At 46.7% G+C, this 18,398-nt stretch carries 17 protein-coding genes; 9 read left to right on the top strand and 8 right to left on the bottom strand.

The genetic code is table 11. From position 1 onward, the window contains the following. Positions 1-115 precede the first annotated feature (115 nt). Together QT984_RS15140 and QT984_RS15135 are read right to left on the bottom strand one after the other, a co-directional pair. Positions 116-1,597, bottom strand: a complete 1,482-nt coding sequence (locus QT984_RS15140) for an ATP-binding protein (RefSeq protein WP_333052956.1) — start codon at positions 1,595-1,597, stop codon at positions 116-118. Positions 1,598-1,840: 243 nt separating this feature from the next. Continuing rightward, positions 1,841-2,557 carry an alpha/beta hydrolase gene (locus tag QT984_RS15135; protein WP_333233978.1) on the bottom strand — a complete coding sequence of 239 codons (717 nt, stop codon included), beginning with the start codon at positions 2,555-2,557 and terminating at the stop codon, positions 1,841-1,843. Between the two features lie 158 nt (positions 2,558-2,715). On the opposite strand from QT984_RS15135, the gene QT984_RS15130 reads away from it, so the two are divergent. Together QT984_RS15130 and QT984_RS15125 are read left to right on the top strand one after the other, a co-directional pair. Next, positions 2,716-2,916, top strand: a complete 201-nt coding sequence (locus QT984_RS15130) for a hypothetical protein (protein WP_333052954.1) — start codon at positions 2,716-2,718, stop codon at positions 2,914-2,916. 111 nt (positions 2,917-3,027) lie between these two features. Beyond that, entirely contained in the window at positions 3,028-4,959 is a 1,932-nt protein-coding gene (locus QT984_RS15125; protein ID WP_445243071.1) for a BamA/TamA family outer membrane protein, read from the top strand. Between the two features lie 501 nt (positions 4,960-5,460). On the opposite strand, the gene QT984_RS15120 is transcribed toward QT984_RS15125, so the two are convergent. Further along, complete coding sequence (locus QT984_RS15120; RefSeq protein ID WP_333052951.1) at positions 5,461-6,792, bottom strand: HEAT repeat domain-containing protein; 1,332 nt, start codon at positions 6,790-6,792, stop codon at positions 5,461-5,463. A 45-nt stretch (positions 6,793-6,837) separates the two neighbouring features. Continuing rightward, the gene (locus QT984_RS15115) at positions 6,838-7,389 is read right to left on the bottom strand and encodes a CPBP family glutamic-type intramembrane protease (protein WP_333052950.1); all 552 of its coding nucleotides are present in this window, start codon (positions 7,387-7,389) and stop codon (positions 6,838-6,840) included. Positions 7,390-7,448: 59 nt separating this feature from the next. Between QT984_RS15115 and QT984_RS15110 the strand changes: the two genes are divergently transcribed. Then, positions 7,449-7,763: an acylphosphatase gene (locus QT984_RS15110; RefSeq protein WP_333260078.1), complete on the top strand. Its 315-nt coding sequence runs from the start codon at positions 7,449-7,451 to the stop codon at positions 7,761-7,763. Positions 7,764-8,149: 386 nt separating this feature from the next. Here the strand turns inward: QT984_RS15110 and QT984_RS15105 are convergent, their stop codons facing one another. Next, complete coding sequence (locus QT984_RS15105) at positions 8,150-8,797, bottom strand: phosphoribosylanthranilate isomerase (protein ID WP_333374321.1); 648 nt, start codon at positions 8,795-8,797, stop codon at positions 8,150-8,152. A gap of 133 nt (positions 8,798-8,930) precedes the next feature. Between QT984_RS15105 and psaK the strand changes: the two genes are divergently transcribed. The 4 genes from psaK (at position 8,931) to QT984_RS15085 (ending at position 13,348) form a co-directional block, all read left to right on the top strand. After that, complete coding sequence (psaK, locus tag QT984_RS15100; protein ID WP_333040629.1) at positions 8,931-9,215, top strand: photosystem I reaction center subunit PsaK; 285 nt, start codon at positions 8,931-8,933, stop codon at positions 9,213-9,215. A gap of 81 nt (positions 9,216-9,296) precedes the next feature. Then, positions 9,297-10,493, top strand: a complete 1,197-nt coding sequence (locus QT984_RS15095) for a site-2 protease family protein (protein WP_333052947.1) — start codon at positions 9,297-9,299, stop codon at positions 10,491-10,493. 81 nt (positions 10,494-10,574) lie between these two features. Then, positions 10,575-12,524, top strand: coding sequence for an adenylate/guanylate cyclase domain-containing protein (locus QT984_RS15090; RefSeq protein ID WP_333374319.1), 1,950 nt, complete (start codon positions 10,575-10,577; stop codon positions 12,522-12,524). Between the two features lie 38 nt (positions 12,525-12,562). Further along, a complete protein-coding gene (locus tag QT984_RS15085; protein ID WP_333374317.1) occupies positions 12,563-13,348 on the top strand; it encodes a DUF928 domain-containing protein in 786 nt (261 codons plus the stop codon). Positions 13,349-13,614: 266 nt separating this feature from the next. On the opposite strand, the gene QT984_RS15080 is transcribed toward QT984_RS15085, so the two are convergent. Further along, positions 13,615-14,370, bottom strand: coding sequence for a biotin/lipoate A/B protein ligase family protein (locus QT984_RS15080; RefSeq protein ID WP_333052941.1), 756 nt, complete (start codon positions 14,368-14,370; stop codon positions 13,615-13,617). 144 nt (positions 14,371-14,514) lie between these two features. Between QT984_RS15080 and QT984_RS15075 the strand changes: the two genes are divergently transcribed. Both QT984_RS15075 and QT984_RS15070 read left to right on the top strand, forming a co-directional pair. After that, entirely contained in the window at positions 14,515-14,841 is a 327-nt protein-coding gene (locus tag QT984_RS15075) for a thioredoxin domain-containing protein (RefSeq protein ID WP_333374315.1), read from the top strand. 351 nt (positions 14,842-15,192) lie between these two features. Next, positions 15,193-16,416, top strand: a complete 1,224-nt coding sequence (locus QT984_RS15070) for an LL-diaminopimelate aminotransferase (protein WP_333374313.1) — start codon at positions 15,193-15,195, stop codon at positions 16,414-16,416. 436 nt (positions 16,417-16,852) lie between these two features. Here QT984_RS15070 and QT984_RS15065 read toward each other — a convergent pair whose 3' ends face one another. Next, positions 16,853-17,251: a hypothetical protein gene (locus QT984_RS15065; protein WP_333052937.1), complete on the bottom strand. Its 399-nt coding sequence runs from the start codon at positions 17,249-17,251 to the stop codon at positions 16,853-16,855. Positions 17,252-17,378: 127 nt separating this feature from the next. After that, positions 17,379-18,185, bottom strand: coding sequence for a 5'/3'-nucleotidase SurE (surE, locus tag QT984_RS15060; protein WP_333052936.1), 807 nt, complete (start codon positions 18,183-18,185; stop codon positions 17,379-17,381). Between the last annotated feature and the right edge of the window lie 213 nt (positions 18,186-18,398).

Genomic DNA, 18,398 nt, shown 5'->3' with positions numbered 1-18,398 from the left:
GGGACGCCCGTGCCACAGTTAACACAGGCGGGACGCCCGTGCCACAGTTAACACAGGCGGGACGCCCGTGCCACACATAGTTAAAATAGATAAATTTCGAGGATTAGTAAATTGCTTAAGTTTGCTGGATCGGCAGTTCCATGATAAACTCGGTTCCCTTGCAGGGTTCCGACTCGCACCGAAGCGAGCCTCGGTGATTCTCTACTAAGATTTTGTAGACAATAGACAATCCTAAACCGGTACCTTTACCGATTTCCTTGGTGGTGAAAAACTGCTCGAACATTCGCTCTTTTATCTGTGGTGTCATTCCGGTTCCCGTGTCAGCAATCCGCACTCTCACGCGATCGGGGCCAGCTAATTCTGTGCTGATAAAAATTTTTAGCGCAGCATTGGGCTGATTTTGTGCTACCTCGTCCAAAGCATCGATCGCGTTGGTAATTAGATTCATAAATACTTGATTTAGCTGTCCTGAATAACACTCTACAGGAGGCAACTTTCCATATTTTTTAATTACTTGAATGTCGCGACGATCTATTTGAGAATTGAGACGGTTTCGCAAAATTAACACGGTGCTGTCAATGCTGTCGTGCAAGTCGCACATGGTCATGTTAGTGTTATCGGTTCGCGAAAAATTGCCCATAGATTTGACAATTTCGCGAATGCGATTGGAACCCATTTGCATGGAAGACATAACTTTAGGCAAGTCTTCAACTAGAAAATCAAGATCTATCTCTGCGATTTTAGCTGTGATTTCGGGACAGGGATTTGGACAGTATTCTCGATAGAGGCGCAGCAGGTGTAGCAAATCTTGAGTATAAATTTCCGCATGGCTCAAGTTGCCGTAAATAAAACTAACTGGGTTATTAATTTCGTGGACGATACTAGCCATTAGCGCCCCCAGCGAAGACATTTTTTCGCTGTGGAGGAGTTGAGCTTGAGTTTGTTTTAGTTCGCAAAGTGCGCGATCGAGCTGGGCTGCTTGAGCTTCCGCTTTCGAGGTAGCAGCACAACTTTCTTGATAAAGTTCTACCTGTTTAAGGTCGATTTCAAATTGTTCGATTTCGCTTTCTTGCTGGTATTGACTCACTACGGCATCGAAAGCTTCTAGCAAGTCGCCGCCCGCTGCTTCGACAATGTACAGCAGGTGGGGATTTTCCAGCCTGAGTTCGGCATCAGGAACTTGCACCAAGGCTTTTATTCGATCGATATATGCGCGTACTTGTTTGTCTAAATACAGTGGTGGCTCAAAATACATGGCCTTGACGGTGGCTGAAGGGGGACTCAATAAGTTGAGGCTGCTGCTAGTATTAATTAAGTCGCGGTGGGATTTTTCCATAAGCTCGATCGCCTCTAACAAATTCCCCCGCAGCTTGGCTCTTTCTACGCCATTCTGAGAGCCAACTAACCTCATGCAAAAAAAAGCCGTTCGTTGGGAAAGCATTCGCTGGCGGCCGCTGATGTTAATTACCGCAGCACTAATTTTTCTGGCTGTCGTAATTTCTTCCAGATTAAAGTAGTTGCTCAGTGCTGCCATTGGTAATACCCCCGACTCCACTAAATGTCTGTAGCTCCTGCTGACACAAGATTTAAGAGCCATAAAAAAAATTGTATAATACACTAATCAATATATTCTGTATTTCCTAATAAAGTAGTATACTAAAACACAATTATTTTCCATTTGTGGCTTATCACAATTTTTATGATTCGGCTTCTTGCACAGTTTTTCTTAATTATTCAAAAATTCACAAGTCAACTTCGCCATAATTGGAGCTTGAGTTTGCGGCAACCCGTGAGTGGCATTGGGAATAATTGCTAACTCTGCCCCCGGTATCTTGTTAGCCTAGGTTTCACAGTGCCATAGAGGAATTGTTTCGTCACTATCTGCTGCGATAACTAAGGTAGGAATTTGCAATTTGTGAATTTCTTTTTCTACTGTATCAACTGCATCTTCTGGCTGCATCCGACTCATTAACAATGACCTTGCTACTGGTTGAGATATCAACTCCCTGCGCCACCCCGAAATTTGCTGCAATTTCTCACTTTTTCCCGCTAAACTCGCAAAAGGTTTTGCCAACTGCAATGCCCAATCAACAACTGGAGTTTCCCACAATAGCGGCCGCAAAGCATCGTATTCACCGCAAAAACTGTCGTCCCGAATTCCGGCTGGTGCTGCTAACACTAAACTGCTCACAGAATTAGGATATTTGAGGGAATATGCAGATGCTACCCAACCGCCAAAAGAATGTCCGATGATGCAGCAAGGTTCGATATTTAGTTGTTCTACAACTTGCCGCACAAAAGCAACTTCTACAGCTACGTCGTAGCGGATTTCTGGTTTGCTGGATTCTCCAAAACCCAACATATCTAAACTAATGCACCGAAACTGAGATTGCAGTAACTCAATTAATGGCAGCCAGCAAGTCTTTTCTCCTAAGACACTCTGCAGCATCAATAAGAGTCTGCCGCACCCGATGTCGAGGTAGGTGGCTGTTTGGCTGCTGCTATTGACAAATGTACTTAATGTGTGCGCTTGTTCTACAGGTGCTTGAGACTGCATGGCGATCGACTCCCGATCGGTCAGGAATCTTTGTAAAGGATTGTAACAAAAAAGCAGTCCAAAGGTTAAACTTCATTACGGAGTACACAGTTAGAAATAGACCATGATATTGTCTATGATTATTAGAAAATACTACAAACCCAAAGCAGGAGAACACTTTGAACTCTACTTTAAGACAGTACCCGGCTTGCTCTCTTCGCGAAGATGTCAGTGAGTACGTAGCACACCTACAGCTTCACATGACTTTACAAGCTCGCAACTTGCTCCCTACCATTACCACCGCTAAGGATAGTCGCGAACAACTGTTGCAGCAGACTCAGGCTCATTTTGAGAAACGTGTTTCTCGACAAGCTATTTAAACAAATTTTCGGTTTCCCCAATTTACGATCGCCCGCGGTCGAACTTTCCGACATTTCAGCATCCCAGAAACCCGGTAGCCTCAACAATACCGGGTTTCTTTTCGGCTAATTATGCAGGGGGCCAGGTTTTGGGTAATATGCGTTGGGTATGCTTTAAATTTAATGTCTATGCGAATTCCGATTATTGCATTTTTGACTTTGGCTGGGCTGGCTGGCGGCGAATTGGCAGCCGGGGCGATCGATCCGAGTGCCGCACCGACTGAGGCCCAGTTTAGAGAGGGAACCGCAGAAATTGACAGGCGAGACGCCTGTCCCACAAGAGCACAGAGGGAGGAGGATGAGGTGAGTCTCACATCTGGCACCATTCTCCAGAACGGGCAAGATGCCCGGTCCACAAGAGATGAATTGTTTTGTGGAACAGGCATCTTGCCTGTTCATCAAAAGCTGATTGAAAATGGTGCAGCATCTGTCAAGAACGGTGCAGCATCTGTCCAGAACGGGCAAGATGCCCGTTCCACAAGAGATGAATTGTTTGGTGGCACAGGAATGTTGGCTGAAGTACGCGGGGCGCAGCTATCCCCTAGGGAATCGCCCTCACTCAAGTCCAACCACAATAAAGATTTTACATCTCTGTTAAAAACTCCGGCGACGATCGCGACCAACGCTGAAATCCCCGAAGCAGTAAACAGCAACGCCAGACAGCTAGGCGGTACTCTACAAATCAGTCAAGCGGGCAATGCTGAAGGCGTTTACGTTGCTGAGGTGAAAATTCGCTTTGTCAATTCCAGAGGCGAAGCTGTTGATAGAAAAGGGAATCGAATTGAGGGCAGAATTTCGGAAGATTTTATCCGAGGTGAGCTCAAACTCAAGGCGGGGGATAACTACAGCCGGGAAGTTGTACGATCGGATTTACAGCAGTTGCAGCAATTGGGATTGTTTGAGAAAGTTACGGTTTCGATCGAAGAAGTTGGCACGGATGTTAATGTAATCTACAACGTTCAAGAGCGATCGGCTCGCTCTTTTAGCGTGAGTGCCAGTCTTAGTGATGATGTTGGCGTTGCTGTTCCTCTTTCCTATACCGATCGAACTTTCGGCACAAACCCCCAGCGGCTGGCGGTGGAACTTGAGCCCAGCCTCCGAGGTATCCAGTACGATGTCCAGTTTGTCAGCCCTTACGTTGCCGCCGAAGACCGTTTGGGATACAGTGTGAGAGCTTTTGGCGATCGCAGAATATCGGAAATTTTCAACAAAGATATTGATTTGCCCAACGGGAACCGAGTTCGGGAAATTCGGATGGGGGGAAATCTCAGGTTTACCAGACCTTTGGGCGATTGGCAATCGACTTTGGGACTGAATTATACAAACATCAGTACGCGCGATCGCAACTTAAATATCGCCCGTCGCGACGAACTCGGCAATCCTCTCACATTCAGTGGCAGCGGCGTTGACGAGTTATACACTGTTTCTTTTGGTGCGATGCTCGATCGGCGGGACAATCCCTTCAACCCCACCAGCGGCTCGATTCTGAGCCTCAGCACCGAGCAGTCGATACCTCTGGGACGAGGTAACATTGTGAGTAACAGGCTGTTAGCAAATTATATACATTATGTACCAGTAACTTTGCTCGGCATCAGCGAGTCCGAAGCCTTGCCCGAAATGCTGGCTTTTAACTTGCAAGCGGGCACGGTAATCGGGGATTTGCCACCAACGGAAGCTTTTCGCCTCGGCGGTCGCAATTCTGTGCGGGGTTACGATAGCGGGGATATTGGCAGTGGCAGGAGTTATTTTTTAGCTTCGGGTGAATATCGGTTTCCTGTCGGGAGGGATGTTGGCGGCGTGATATTTGCTGATTTTGCGTCGGATTTGGGAACGGGAGATAGTGTACTGGGAAAACCGGCCGTAGTCAGGGACAAACCGGGGACTGGGGCGGGTGTTGGGCTGGGTGTGAGGGTGCGATCGTCCTTTGGATTAATTCGCTTAGATATGGCTGTTAGCGACTCCGGCGACCTCAAACTTATACTCGGTACAAAGCAGCGATTTTAAATTAGTCATCAGTCGCGAGTTAACTGTAGGGGCGGGTTTTACCAACAATATTTGATAACCGCAAACAATCTTGTAAACCCGCCCCCACACCACCGATAACCCAGATTAACCTGATATTCGAGCGAATCCAAAAAATGTAGATTCGGATTTGCCGCCCAAGTGGGGGCGGGTTTATTATATTGTTGGTTTCTGGCATAGATGATTGGTAAAACCCGCCCCTACAGGATGCGTGAAGATACAAGAAGCGATTTCAATCGCCAGTTGCTAAAAAAGGTTTCAGCCTACGGTTTTAAACAGCGGGGTGTCTGCTATGTCTGCTAAAAATTGGGCGAGTTGTCGATCGAATAATTGAGTTTGATTTCTTTCGTCAACCCAACCTCCACAGTTTGTGGTAGTAATTGAAATGGAGTGAAATATAGCACCTCGGTAAGGACACCACAATGTGGGTTCCCTACTGGGTTGTAAGCAATTTACAATTGCTATATTTATGCTCGTAAATGCTTAACGCTTTGGTTTCTTTACATCAACAGTTTTCGGCTTAGCCGCCGGAGTGCGCGGATAAAACTTAAACTTATTGAGCGCAGCACTTGCCGATTTAGCCACACCGCTATCTATATCTCGCAAAGCTTTTTGTAGCAGCGGAATCACTTTTTCCGACTTAATCATTGCTAGTGCTTCCACAGCAGCTTCGCGCACCTCCGGGTGAATATCTTGAGCTAATTTTCCCAAGGTTTCTATTGCTCGCTGACCTTCGGATCTCAGAGCATTAGCAGCAGCCATTTTACCTAAAGCAGACGCTGCAAACTTCCGGGTTTCTTTGTCCTGACTTTGAACACATCCCATCAACTGCGGTAGGGAATAGCTTGGTGCTTGTCTGGTAATTGGAAGCTGTTGTTCGACTTCGGGTTGATGTAAATCAATGGGTTGTGGTTCTGAAAAACCTGTGTAATTTAACTCTTCTTCAACTTCTGTTTGATTTAACTCACTTGACAGTTCCTGCCAAACTTCTTCTTGTGATACACCTTCGGCAAATTCTGTTGAATTTAACTGACTAAACTGCTGCTCCGGGACTTCTTGTTGTACATTACTCTCGTACTGCTCTTGCAAAGACCTGATAGTAGCTTGCATCTGAGCTTCGTGAGCTCTCAACTGCTCGTGAGCCGCTTGCAACTGACTCTCGTATTGCTCTTGCAAAGCCTCCATATTTAACTGCAGCTCAACCTCGCGGTTCTCATATTCCTCGGCAGTTTGCCTCAAGCGAATTTCGTGTTCATTTTGCAAGTTTTGCAAATGTTGCTCCATCTGAGCTTGATAATTTAGATGCAATTCGTCAGCAACTCTGAGTAAGTGATGTTCGTGTTCGGCTTGCAAAGATTGGATATTTTGCTGCATCCTAGCATTGTTAGCGGCTTCTAATTCCTCGCTGATTTGTCGTCGCAGCTCGTACTCGTCTACGCTGGCAAGTGGTTGGACCTGACTCTCGCGTTCGGCCAAAACTTGTTGGAGCTGACTGTCGCGTTCTGCCAAAACTTGTTGGAGCTGATTTTCATATTGAGCCGCAACTTGTTTGAGCTGGTTTTCGTATTGGGTAGTAACTTGTCTGAGTAAATTTTCGTGTTCGATAGTAGCTTTTCTAAGCTGATTTTCCCGTTCTCCTTTCTGAGATTCTACAGCTTGTTGCACCCGAGACATCTGAGCTAATTCTATTTCCTCAGTAATTCTGCGAGTTTGCTGCAAGTATTCTTGCTTTTGCTTCTTTAAGCGCTTTTCCACTAACCAGTAAGCAACTGCTACCCCTGCCAAAAAACCTACGATCGCTCCGATGATACCCACAACTGAGATCCTCCCGACAAAATAGTGATGCTGGACTTTTTACATTTAACCATATAGCCTCCTGTAACCGCCCAGTAGCAACAGCCAGGCTGTCACTGCGAGCCAGTGAAGCGCCACCGCAGGCCAGATAGAACCGCTTTGCAGGTATGCGAGGGAGCACGCAACTCCCAAAATTGCCGCCAGTAGCAAAAATACTGGATTCATAAAGGTCGATCGACCAACCGGGTAAAAAGTCAGCGCGTTCAGCGGGTGGTAAACTACAAAAACCGCCAAACTCGCACATCCCCAAAACCACAGCATTAACCCAGAAGCCTTCTCAAACGGGTGCGGCAGCATTAACACCCGGAACAATAACTCCTCGGTGATGCCCGGACTTAACAAACAGCCAACGAGCACTCCCACAATTGTACGCCGAGAGGTTTGCACGTCTACTTTTAGAAATCCTGACCAAAAACCAATGGAAAGAGCGATCGAAGTGTAAACCAGCGCGAGCATAGCTGCAACCAGCCAATCAGTGACATCGGGAATAGTTGAAAAAGCCAGGGTGACGCGGCGTATCAGGAATCCCGGCAGCACCATCGCGCTAAAATTTAACATAATCAAACCGATCCTTAAAATTTTCAAACAGATGTTAGCAGTAAGTTGAGCCGTTTATTATGCAAAACCAATCATTGCCGCCCGTCAGAGTCCGCGTTTTTGTTTCGGGATTAGTTCAAGGAGTAGGATACCGATATTCAACGAAGAATCAAGCAAAGTATTTCGGCCTGGGCGGCTGGGTAAGAAATCTCCCCGACGGGCGCGTCGAAGCTGTCTTTGAAGGCTCCAAAAAAGCTGTTGAACAAATGATTAGTTGGTGCCGAGGCGGCCCCAGCGGTGCTAGGGTGAGCGAGTTGGTTTTGGAATACGAAGACCCGGAGGGCGATTCCCTTGACGATAGCTCCGCCGCGCGTACTTTTGAGATCCGGCGATAAAAGAATAAGGAATGAGAATTAAATAACTTCCACTCTTGAAAGTGGGATGGGCGGGACGCCCGTCCAAAAAGGACGGGCGTCCCGCCCATCCCACAATAACAATTAAAATTGTAAGTTATTTAATTCGCGATCCTAAACGGCATAGACTGCGGTTGAAATTGCTACTGTAGAAACGAGTTCTGCCTTGTATAAGGCAGGCTTCGCTCGCGCAGACTAAAGAATGAATCGCATAAAAAGCGCGAATTTGGTATTGCCAATTTACAGCGTATTCCAGGTTTATGAACTACACCCCAGAAACCGGGTTTCTTTACAGTTCTCGTATCATTAGTGATACTGTTTAAGAAACCCGGTTTCTCGCGTTCTACATTTACATGAAATATGCTGTATCAATGATTAGCAAGTTGACTTAAATTAGCAAACAACTGAGCAACTTTGGTCAAATCTTTATCTCCCGGCGCTATTTCTACGCCGCTAGAAAGGTCAACACCGCTGAAGTTATTGCCGATCGCGCTATCAATTGCATTTAAAATATTATCGGGTGTTAAACCGCCCGCCAGCAGCCAAGGACACTGCGGTCTAAACTCTGATAACATCATCCAGTCGATCGTTTTACCAGTACCGCCCAATTGCCCTGGATGGTAAGCATCCAGCAGTAAAGTATCAACACGAACAGCATAAACAGCAGCGGTGGCTAGAGTTTCAGGAGTCTTAACTCTCAGGGCTTTGATAATTTCAATTCCCGGTAAAAACTCCCGCAGTCGATCGCAATATTCCGCTGTTTCATCTCCATGCAACTGCACCCCGCTTAAATTTGACTCTGCCGCTACTTGACAGATATTTTCTATTGTGGTGTTGGCAAAAACGCCGATGCGATCGACATTTTCCGGCAATTGCTCGACAATCAGGCGAATTGTTTCTGGGCTGACATAGCGGGGGGAAGCCGGCACGCAGATAAACCCTAAAGCCTGGGCTCCCAAGCGGGCGATCGCAATTCCTTGGTCTAATTTAGTGATTCCGCAAATTTTAACCCGCAATCCGACTCCTCCCTTCCGAATTTGTATCAAAATATCAACGAATTGTTAACTATTAAAACAAATCTTAGTTTAATGCAAACCGCTTTTTATAATTTTGGAAATCAATTTATCTGTGAAATCAGGAGATAAGAACATGATCACCTCATCTTTGCTGTTAGCCGTACAATCTACCGCTCCCTCAACACCAGAGTGGTCGCCACTGGTAGGACTGACAATGATTTTATGCAATTTGCTGGCGATCACGATCGGCTACTACGGCATCTCCAAGCAAAACCGAGGCAAGGGCCCAGCTTTACCCGTGGCACTCCCTGGAATGTTCAAAGGCTTCGGCGTACCAGAATTGCTGGCAACAGCCAGCTTCGGCCACTTGCTCGGAGCCGGAGTAATCTTGGGCTTGGGTAACGCCGGAGTTCTGTAAAAATCAGGGGAAAGGCAAAGGCAAGGGGTGAGAAAAGATATAATAGAAACTCTTTCTTGCTCTCCTTTCCCAGGAAAATTCATGCAGACAGGTTGGCGAATCGGCTCTTTATTTGGCATCCCCCTAGTTATAGATTATTCGTGGTTTATAATTTTAGCCTTAGCAACCCGCGAATACGCCAGCAGTTACCGCCTGTGGGGGCCTGCGCTCTCCTGGAGTGCGGGGTTAGCAATAGCTCTGCTACTGTTTGCTTCCGTGCTCTTGCACGAACTCGGACACAGCTTGGCGGCGATATCGCAAGGCATTAAAGTTAATTCTATTACCTTATTCTTATTTGGCGGAGTAGCTTCGATCGACTCGGAATCCAAAACTCCCGGTCAAGCTTTTCAAGTAGCCATTGCCGGCCCTCTAGTCAGCTTTGCGCTGTTTTTAATCCTCGGTTTGGGTTCTCAAGTTCTTCCCCCGCAAAGTTTGCTAGCAATTGTCACCGAAAGGGTAGCACTAATCAATCTCGTTTTGGGATTATTTAACTTAATTCCCGGTCTGCCTTTGGATGGAGGACAAGTTTTAAAAGCAGCAATTTGGAAAATCACCGGATCTCGATTTGCCGGCGTTCGCTGGGCGGCAAAAACAGGACAAGTTTTAGGTTGGCTGGCTGTTGCTTTGGGTCTGAGTTTATGCTTTTTAGCGCGGGAGTACGGCGGCTTGTGGATTGCACTGATTGGCTGGTTTGGCATTCGCAATGCCACTGCTTATAGCCAAGTTACTTCGCTGCAAGAAGCCCTGCTCAAAATTAAAGCCAGCGATGCGATGAGTCGCGAGTTTCGAGTTGTAGATGCAGATTTGACTCTGCGAGAATTTGCCGATCGATATTTGTTAGAAGTCAATCCGTTTCCATTTTATATTGCTGCGACCAACGGCCGGGATTTGGGCTTAGTGTCGATCGACGATATTCGCTTCACAGAACGCAGTCAATGGCAAATTCAGACTTTGCACAACATTTTGAAACCCCTGGGAAAAACCCCCACAGTCTCCGAAAAAGCCTCCCTTGCAGAAGTAATTAACAGCATGGAAGCCCGTCAACTCCCCCGAATCATCGTCCTCTCGCCGATTGGTTCAGTAGTGGGGACGATCGATCGGGGCGACGTGGTTAAAGTTTTAGCAAAATACCTCAAACCACAGATTTCAATGGCCGACATCAAGCGCAGCAAAGAAGAAAACAGCTATCCGCAGGGATTGCAATTAAGTGCGATCGCCAAAACTGCACAAGAAAACTAAAAATTTGGCATCAGTAAGGGGCATCAGCGATCGGTTAAGATGTAGCATACTTTGTGACTCAGGGTTGAAACACTAAATTTTATGCCCCAATTCTTTAAGAGAATTTATCATAAATTTGCGGAGGGACTTGGGAAAAATTTAACTTATTTATTCCCCAACGCTGACTTGCAACCTGTTGCTATCATCTGGATTGTCGTGACCGGAACTCTATTGGGAGTGAGGCATTTAGGCGGGTTGCAGCCACTAGAATTAAATGCTTACGACCTCATGGTGCAGTTGGGGCAAGATCGCGGCCCTGACCCCAGGTTGCTGATAGTTGAAATCACCGATCGGGACATTAGTGCTTTAAACAGATGGCCAATTTCCGATCGCGTTTTAGCAAAAGCGATCGCCGAAATAGCGCGTTTGGAACCCACAGCTATTGGTCTCGATATAATTCGTGATATTCCCTACGAACCGGGGACTGCTGAATTAGCAACTCAACTGAAAAACCCCAAAGTATTTCCCATTACCTTCATCGGCTCCTTAAAGTACGATCGAGTCCAGCCACCTCCCAACATACCAGACAAGCGGGTAGGATTTAACGATTTGTATCTCGATCCAGATGGTATAGTGCGTCGTAATGTGATGTCTATTGGCGATGGTAAAAACACGTTTTATTCATTTCCCTCCAGGCTAGCTTTTGCATATTTTGATAGCAAAAATATAGAATATAAAGCTACAGAAAACAATGAATTCTTAGTAGATAAAACAGTATTTTCAAAGTTGCGCTCAAACTCAGGAGGTTATCAAAACATTCCTGCCCAAGGCTATCAAATATTGCTCACTTACCGCTCTCCTAAAAAGATAGCAGAAACCGTGACCATAACTCAAGTTTTGGAGGGCAAAGTAGACCCCAACTTGGTAAAAGATAAAATAGTCTTAATCGGGGTGACAGCCCCAACAGTAAAAGATATTTTTTCTACCCCTTACAGCGCTACTAAAAACGGTAATATCCCGACGCCTGGGGTATTAATTCACGCAACGGCCACCAGCCAAATTCTCAGTGCAGTTTTAGACGGCCAAGGGCTATTTTGGTATTGGGATGAATGGCAAGAAATCCTCTGGATTGTGGTTTGGAGTGCAGTGGGTGGCTGTTTAGCTTGGCGGCTAGAAAAAGCGCTGAATTTGATCGCGATCGCGATCGTAGCTTGCGGCTCATTATTCGGATTCACCTTTTTCCTCTTCCTACAACAGGGGTGGATACCTCTAATTGCTCCAGCCCTTGCCCTTTTAATCACCGCAGGAGTCGCAGTTACCTATAAATACGAGCAGTCGAGACAACAGCAAGGGATTGTGATGAAATTATTAGGACAACAAACTTCACCCGCGATCGCAAATGCCTTGTGGAAAGAGCGCGTCCATCTGCTCGAATCAGGGTTATTGCCCGGTCAAAAAGTTACTGCTACGATCGTCCTCACCGACGTGCAGGGTTTTAGTACAATCTCCGAAAAACTCGCGCCAGAAGTGGTAATGAGTTGGTTAAATGAGTATTTATCAGCAATGGCCCAAGAAGTCCAAGCACATCAAGGCGTGATTAATAAATTTACCGGAGATGGAATGCTGGCAGTATTTGGCGTACCCATTCCCCGCACCACAGCAGAAGAAATTGCAGAAGATGCTCGCCTTGCCGTATCTTCCGCTTTAGCTATAAGTTCGCGCTTGCCAGAAATGAATCAAAATTGGCTCCATCGCGGTTTACCGGCCGTAAAAATGCGAGTAGGCATCTTTACAGGGCCTGTGATGGTGGGTAGTCTGGGAGGCACAACCCGTTTAGAATATGGAGTGATCGGCGACAGCGTAAATATTGCCTCTCGCCTAGAAAGCTGCGAAAAGGAGCGGCACGAGGACACTTGCCGGATATTGATTGCAGAAGAAACCTTTGTGCATTTGGCCGACAAATTTGAGGTAGAATCTTGGGGAGCTTTGCCTTTAAGAGGTAGGGAACAAAAAGTTAATGTCTACCGGGTTTTGGGAAGGAAAAAGAAATAAAAAGAGAGAATCTCTCCCTACAAATTCATGGAGTTAATGTGAAAACAATTACTAAGTTTCTCATCAATCTGATATCAGTTGGCTCAATAGTATTGATAGCCACACTTAACATTTCTCAATTGGCAGTTGTGGGACAGCCCAGCATAAACACACCTGACCGCCCACCCAACCCTATACCGGGAGGGCCGCGCTTCATTCCGCCTACTGAAGATATAGATAATTGGCCCCCCACTCAACCGAGACGGCCTGTGCGCGGTGGCTGCGCGAGCATTAGTCAGCTAGGTCTCACAGCCTTAGTGCCTACAAATAAGATGGGACGGACTGTTTCCGACTATCCAACGTTCTTTTTCTACTTGCCTCAAACAGAGGCCGAATCAGCCGAATTTATCCTACAAGATGAAAGCGGCAAGGAGATTTATAAACAGGAGCTCACAATTAGCAATTTATCAGGGGTAATCGGCGTTAGTATCCCCGCCAACCAAAATGTGCCGCCCTTGGAAGTAGGCAAAAGTTACACTTGGAATTTTACAGTGATTTGCGACTCTCTAGACCGATCGGCAGATCAGATAGAAATCGGTACGGTACGGCGAGTTGAACTCAGTGAAGATATCCGCCGTCAATTAGATCAGGCAGATCCGCGCCAGAAAACCGTTATTTATGCTGAAAATGGGATTTGGCAAGATGCCCTCAGCACCCTAGCTGCCGCTCGCCGCGATCAGCCTAATGATACAACGTTCAAGGCTGATTGGGAAAGCTTGCTGGATTCTGTGAAATTGGGCGAAATTGCCAAAGAGCCGATCGTTCAAATTCCGCCACAGCCCTAAGCGGTACTGCATTTAAATTTAACTTTTTTGGCGTCGGATCAACGGCCCGGAAAACTTTTAATAAAAATAACTGTACAAGTTTTTAACTTGTATCAGTAACAGCCAAGATGGCTATTCTACAGCAAATAATTTTTCTTGTGGAACGGCCATCTTGGCTGTTCCCAAAAGGCGGTATACCCACAATAGTTATCCCAGAAAGCTCTTGTGGAACGGCCATCTTGGCTGTTCCCAAAAGGTAGCAGGAAAGCCCACCCCAAATATGCAGGTTAAAAAATGTGAAACACTTGATTACTTGTTAATTCCAAAATATCCTGCCATTCCCGATCCGAAAGTGGCTGCACCTCCAAATCAATTTCAAAACAGCGACAAGCCGCCGCACTCAAAACATCAATTACAGTGGCCATCAAATCATCTCCCCCTTGAGATAGAGGTAATTGCACAGGAATTAATTGCTCCCCAAACACTTGAGAAAACAAACAAACATCCGGCTGCAAACGCATCGAACCGTGCTGCAAAATTGCATCACCCCTGCGTAATTGCGCGCTACCAATTAACTTGCAGCCATCAGCGGTAACTAAATCCGCACCCGTCGCAGTACCAAAACAATTCGGATTGTGAATATAACCCCTTCCAGCTTCCCCATAGTGCAAATCCAAACCCATCGCCCTCCAACCCTCAATCAAAAACTCGCAAATAGTCTGATAAGCTTTCATACGGCTGCTTCCAAACCCCGACGCCACAACTGCATAAGTTAAATCCCCTTGATGCAGCACGGCGCGCCCGCCGCTGGGCCTCCTCACCAAATCCACAGGCATTCCCTCCCAAGACAACTGCTGCCAAAACTCCGGCCATCGGCGCTGGTGGTAGCCCAAGGAAATCGCCGTCGGTTGCCAAGTGTAAAATCGCAGAGTTGGCGGATGTTTGCCCGCTAGATGCTGTTCCAGTAGCCATTGGTCGATCGCCATCTGCACGCTACCAGACGCCGACAACAGTGGAATCAAACGCCATACAGAATTAGCCATCAGCCCCCAGTCCTTAGTTTCTACTCAATAATTCGCAGAATGTTTTAAAATTAGTAACAGTTTTTTGGGCCTGTCTTCTAAGTTGGTGCAAGTTTCACGCCAGCCGGTGCTTTAGAAATAAATAGAAAAAATAATCGCAGAACCATGAGCAACAGTGTAATTGTCATTAACGACGAAAAATTTGAAACAGAAGTCCTGAAAGCAGAGCAACCAGTGCTTGCCTATTTTTGGGCTACTTGGTGCGGGCCTTGCAAACTGATCGCGCCTTCGATAGACTGGGTGGCGGCCAACTACAGCGATCGGCTGAAAGTGGTTAAAATGGAAATTGACCCCAATCCTACTACTGTCAAGCAGTATAAAGTAGAAGGAGTCCCAGCTCTCAGGCTGTTTAAAAATGCCGAAGTAGTGCTTTCCCACGAGGGAGCTATTACTAAACAAACTTTGATCGGTTTGCTCGACGCTCACTTATAAAGTTTGGAAATGATTCGGGAGTTTCCAACTCCCAACTTAAGCTGTGTTGCATCTAGATTGCCTATGGTATTAGAGAGGGAGAGGGGGAGAAGAGGAGAGGGGGAGAGGATTTGACGATTGTTGATCGGGACTCGAAATATGCAATTTAAATGAACAACAGCTTACAACTATAGAAATCGCAAATATTTTTTTAACATCTCTCTTTTATCCTCCATATTCCTCTCTGGCTCTGCGCCCTCTGCGCTCTCTGCGGTTACTAAAAAAAATCCCAAAGTCAATAAAAAGGCCCTATAAAAAATAATTTAGCTCAGATAAAAACATTACTTAAAATTCCACAAAACTATAGAAAATATGCAATTTGCTAAACGTTTAGAACCACTGCAATTTAATGTATTTGCCGATATGGATCGGGCAAAAACTCAAGCTAGAGCAGCGGGACAAAATGTGATTGACTTGTCTCTGGGTTCTTCGGATTTGCCGGCGGCGGCTCATATTACAGATGCGATCGCACATTCTCTGTCCGACACCAGCACCCACGGCTATTTGCTATTTAACGGCACAAGAGATTTTCGGGAAGCAGCAGCTATTTGGTACGAGCAAAAATTTGGGATATCAGTCAATCCAGAAACAGAAGTGCTGCCGTTAATTGGTTCCCAAGAAGGCACAGCGCATATGCCTTTAGCTGTACTCAACCCTGGAGATTTTGCTTTGCTGCTCGATCCGGGCTATCCTTCCCACGCGGGCGGTGTGCATTTGGCAGGCGGTCAAATTTATCCGATGCCGATATTAGCAGAAAATGCGTTTTTGCCGATATTTGAAGATATTCCGACAGCAGTGCTGGCTGAGTCGAAAATGATGGTTTTGAGCTATCCTCACAATCCTACAACTGCGATCGCCCCGGTTGCTTTTTTTGAGAAAGCCGTGGCTTTTTGTCGGGAACATCGGCTGGTTTTGGTGCACGATTTCCCTTATGTAGATTTGGTGTTTGACGATTCCGTAGGGGCGGTGCCCCCGTGCCCGCCCTCTGGTAACGAGGAAGAATATCGAAAATTGATGGCGCCGTCAATCTTTCAGGCGGATCGAGATAAGAGTGTGGCGATCGAGTTTTTTACACTATCCAAATCCTACAGTATGGGAGGTTTTCGAGTCGGATATGCGATCGGCAATTCCGAACTAATTGCAGCCCTGCGACAGGTAAAAGCCGCAGTGGACTTCAACCAATACCGAGGGATTTTGAACGGAGCGATCTCCGCATTAACAGGCCCTCAAGATACCGTCAGAACCAGCGTAGAAACCTTCAGAAAACGGCGGGATGCCTTTGTAAACGCGCTACAGAGCATCGGCTGGCAAGTACCCGTACCCCCCGCCACCATGTACGTCTGGGCGAAACTGCCGGAACCTTGGGCCCAAGATTCCGTGAAATTTTGCACTCAGCTAGTACAGAGTACAGGAGTCGCAGCTTCCCCCGGTGCCGGTTTCGGGAAATCAGGAGAAGGCTACGTGCGATTTGCCTTAGTCGAGTCGCCAGCAATTTTGGAAGCAGCAGTTAGAAAAATTGCTGAGTTTCTAAATTGAGTACACGCCTACGGCGAGCGCCGTAGGCGTGTCAACTTAAGCTTTTAGTCCGCCAGTCCTCCGGCTCACCCGGCACTCTTCGCCAGGGAATGATCTTCCACAGGGCTTATAGCTAAAGTCCTATCAAAGAGGACTGAAAAACTCATTAGTCGTCTTCAGACGACTTTAGCTTTGAGGCAGGGGTTTCAACCCCTGTCGGACTGTCGGACTATCGGTTGCACGTTAAGTTGACACCTACGGGTACGGCGCTTTCCCTACAGGGGTTAAAACCCCTGCCGGACTGGGGTTTTGACGTTTTTGGACACAGGAAGAAGGGCACGGCGTCTAAGCGCTTACCCGTAGCTTCAGATGGATGCAATGGCTAAAATAGTGTGATTTCTACCTAAAGGACTAGATATTTGCACGCAGTATCTGTCAGAATCTTTTTTAAGAAATGTTAACGTGAGATATCTTGGGAATTACCAGTTCCGCTCACCCACTCTAAAAATCCTTGAAGTGAATTCTGTCGGGGTAGCGATTGTTCCGTAGCGGCGAGCACACACCCGAAAAAGACCACACTGCCCAAAATTGCAATCAGCGGCAAAGGCTTACCCAGCCCAAAGTCCCGCTGAATCCGAGCTAAGGGTCTGCTCTCGCGCCTGAGCATCTTTCCTACCGTCAGTTGTTTGAGACTAAAAGGATCGCGCACAAAATGACCGCTCCAGCTAATTACCATATGAGAATGGCAGTGGGGGCAAGTGAATAGTCCACTGACCATCCCGACGGGGCCTACGACGCTGGAACGGTTGCAGATCGGGCAAGTGACAGAATGAGTGTTATAGGTGGGAGCGTTCATAACTGTTTTTCTTGAGTAAAAAAAACTAACAAGTAATTGGGAGCCTGTGTTAACGCTTAAGGTATAGACCTTGAGAGGCACTTTTCCTTAATTCCTAGTTTACCGCTCCAATCGGGTCGATCGGAGCTCACTGCTTGGGAAAACCTGCAAATTGCCAATCCCGCAACGAGTGCAAGTCTGGAGCACAGGTGAGATTATATTGCAAAGGAGTTACGGTTATTCTGTTGTCGCGAATAGCTTGTACGTCTGTAGGAATATCATGTGGCACCGCCGAATCGGCGATTTCTTCTACATCTTCTAACAATTCCCCAGCCAGCCAATAATAAGTTTTGCCGCGCGGATCGGTGCGCTTTTGAAATATGTCGAAATAGCGGCGAATGCCTTGACGGGCGATCGCAACTCCGGTAATTTCTGCTTGTGAGACTGCCGGTATGTTGACATTCAACAGCATCGGTTTCGCCATTGGCTGTTTTTCCAACTGTGCCAGCAAGCTGACAGCGAAATCCACCGCCGGCCCAAATTCCTGCGAAGTAAAGCTCGCGAGGCTGAAAGCAATGCTGGGAATACCTTCCATAATTCCTTCCATTGCTGCCGAAACCGTGCCCGAACAGATGATATCCGTGCCTAAATTGGGCCCGTGGTTGATACCGGAAAGGACAAAATCTGGCGGTTTGTCAAGTAAAGCCCACAAAGCAAGTTTCACGCAGTCGGCGGGAGTACCCGAACAGGCCCAAGCTTGGACTGCGGGCTCAAAAATAGATTCGACAATTTCGGCGCGGATGGGTTGGTGCAGGGTTAGGCCGTGGCCGGTAGCGGAGCGCTCTCTGTCGGGACAAACTACGCTCACATCGTGGCCAGCGGCGGCGAGAGCGTTGGCGAGGCTACGGATGCCTTGTGCAAAGATGCCGTCGTCGTTGCTAATTAAAAGTTTCATTGAAATTTTTATAGGCCTTATAGCAATCTTAAACTAGATTCAACTAGGGCGATCGCTCTAACCTCGAATTACCTATTACAAATTATCCGTAACTGCCTAAAATCTCAAATCTAAAATCTAAAATCAACAAGCTGTAGAGCCAAAATTGCGCTAAACCCAACTTGGCCCAAAACAGCCATCAATCTAAAATCTCAAATCTAAAATCTAAAATCA

This window comes from Microcoleus sp. Z1_B2, assembly GCF_036700325.1.
Taxonomy (GTDB): Bacteria; Cyanobacteriota; Cyanobacteriia; order Cyanobacteriales; family Microcoleaceae; genus Microcoleus.
Note: the sequence above shows the minus strand (reverse complement) of the source record. Positions and strands in the feature narration are given on the sequence as shown.

Excerpts from the sequence above, each read along its gene's own strand:
- QT984_RS15140 (WP_333052956.1), bottom strand. The coding sequence starts at position 1,597 with ATGGCTCTTAAATCTTGTGTCAGCAGGAGCTACAGACATTTAGTGGAG.
- QT984_RS15135 (WP_333233978.1), bottom strand. The coding sequence starts at position 2,557 with ATGCAGTCTCAAGCACCTGTAGAACAAGCGCACACATTAAGTACATTT.
- QT984_RS15125 (WP_445243071.1), top strand. The coding sequence starts at position 3,028 with ATGCAGGGGGCCAGGTTTTGGGTAATATGCGTTGGGTATGCTTTAAAT.
- QT984_RS15115 (WP_333052950.1), bottom strand. The coding sequence starts at position 7,389 with ATGTTAAATTTTAGCGCGATGGTGCTGCCGGGATTCCTGATACGCCGC.
- QT984_RS15110 (WP_333260078.1), top strand. The coding sequence starts at position 7,449 with ATGCAAAACCAATCATTGCCGCCCGTCAGAGTCCGCGTTTTTGTTTCG.
- psaK (WP_333040629.1), top strand. The coding sequence starts at position 8,931 with ATGATCACCTCATCTTTGCTGTTAGCCGTACAATCTACCGCTCCCTCA.
- QT984_RS15095 (WP_333052947.1), top strand. The coding sequence starts at position 9,297 with ATGCAGACAGGTTGGCGAATCGGCTCTTTATTTGGCATCCCCCTAGTT.
- QT984_RS15090 (WP_333374319.1), top strand. The coding sequence starts at position 10,575 with ATGCCCCAATTCTTTAAGAGAATTTATCATAAATTTGCGGAGGGACTT.
- QT984_RS15080 (WP_333052941.1), bottom strand. The coding sequence starts at position 14,370 with ATGGCTAATTCTGTATGGCGTTTGATTCCACTGTTGTCGGCGTCTGGT.
- QT984_RS15075 (WP_333374315.1), top strand. The coding sequence starts at position 14,515 with ATGAGCAACAGTGTAATTGTCATTAACGACGAAAAATTTGAAACAGAA.
- QT984_RS15070 (WP_333374313.1), top strand. The coding sequence starts at position 15,193 with ATGCAATTTGCTAAACGTTTAGAACCACTGCAATTTAATGTATTTGCC.
- QT984_RS15065 (WP_333052937.1), bottom strand. The coding sequence starts at position 17,251 with ATGAACGCTCCCACCTATAACACTCATTCTGTCACTTGCCCGATCTGC.
- surE (WP_333052936.1), bottom strand. The coding sequence starts at position 18,185 with ATGAAACTTTTAATTAGCAACGACGACGGCATCTTTGCACAAGGCATC.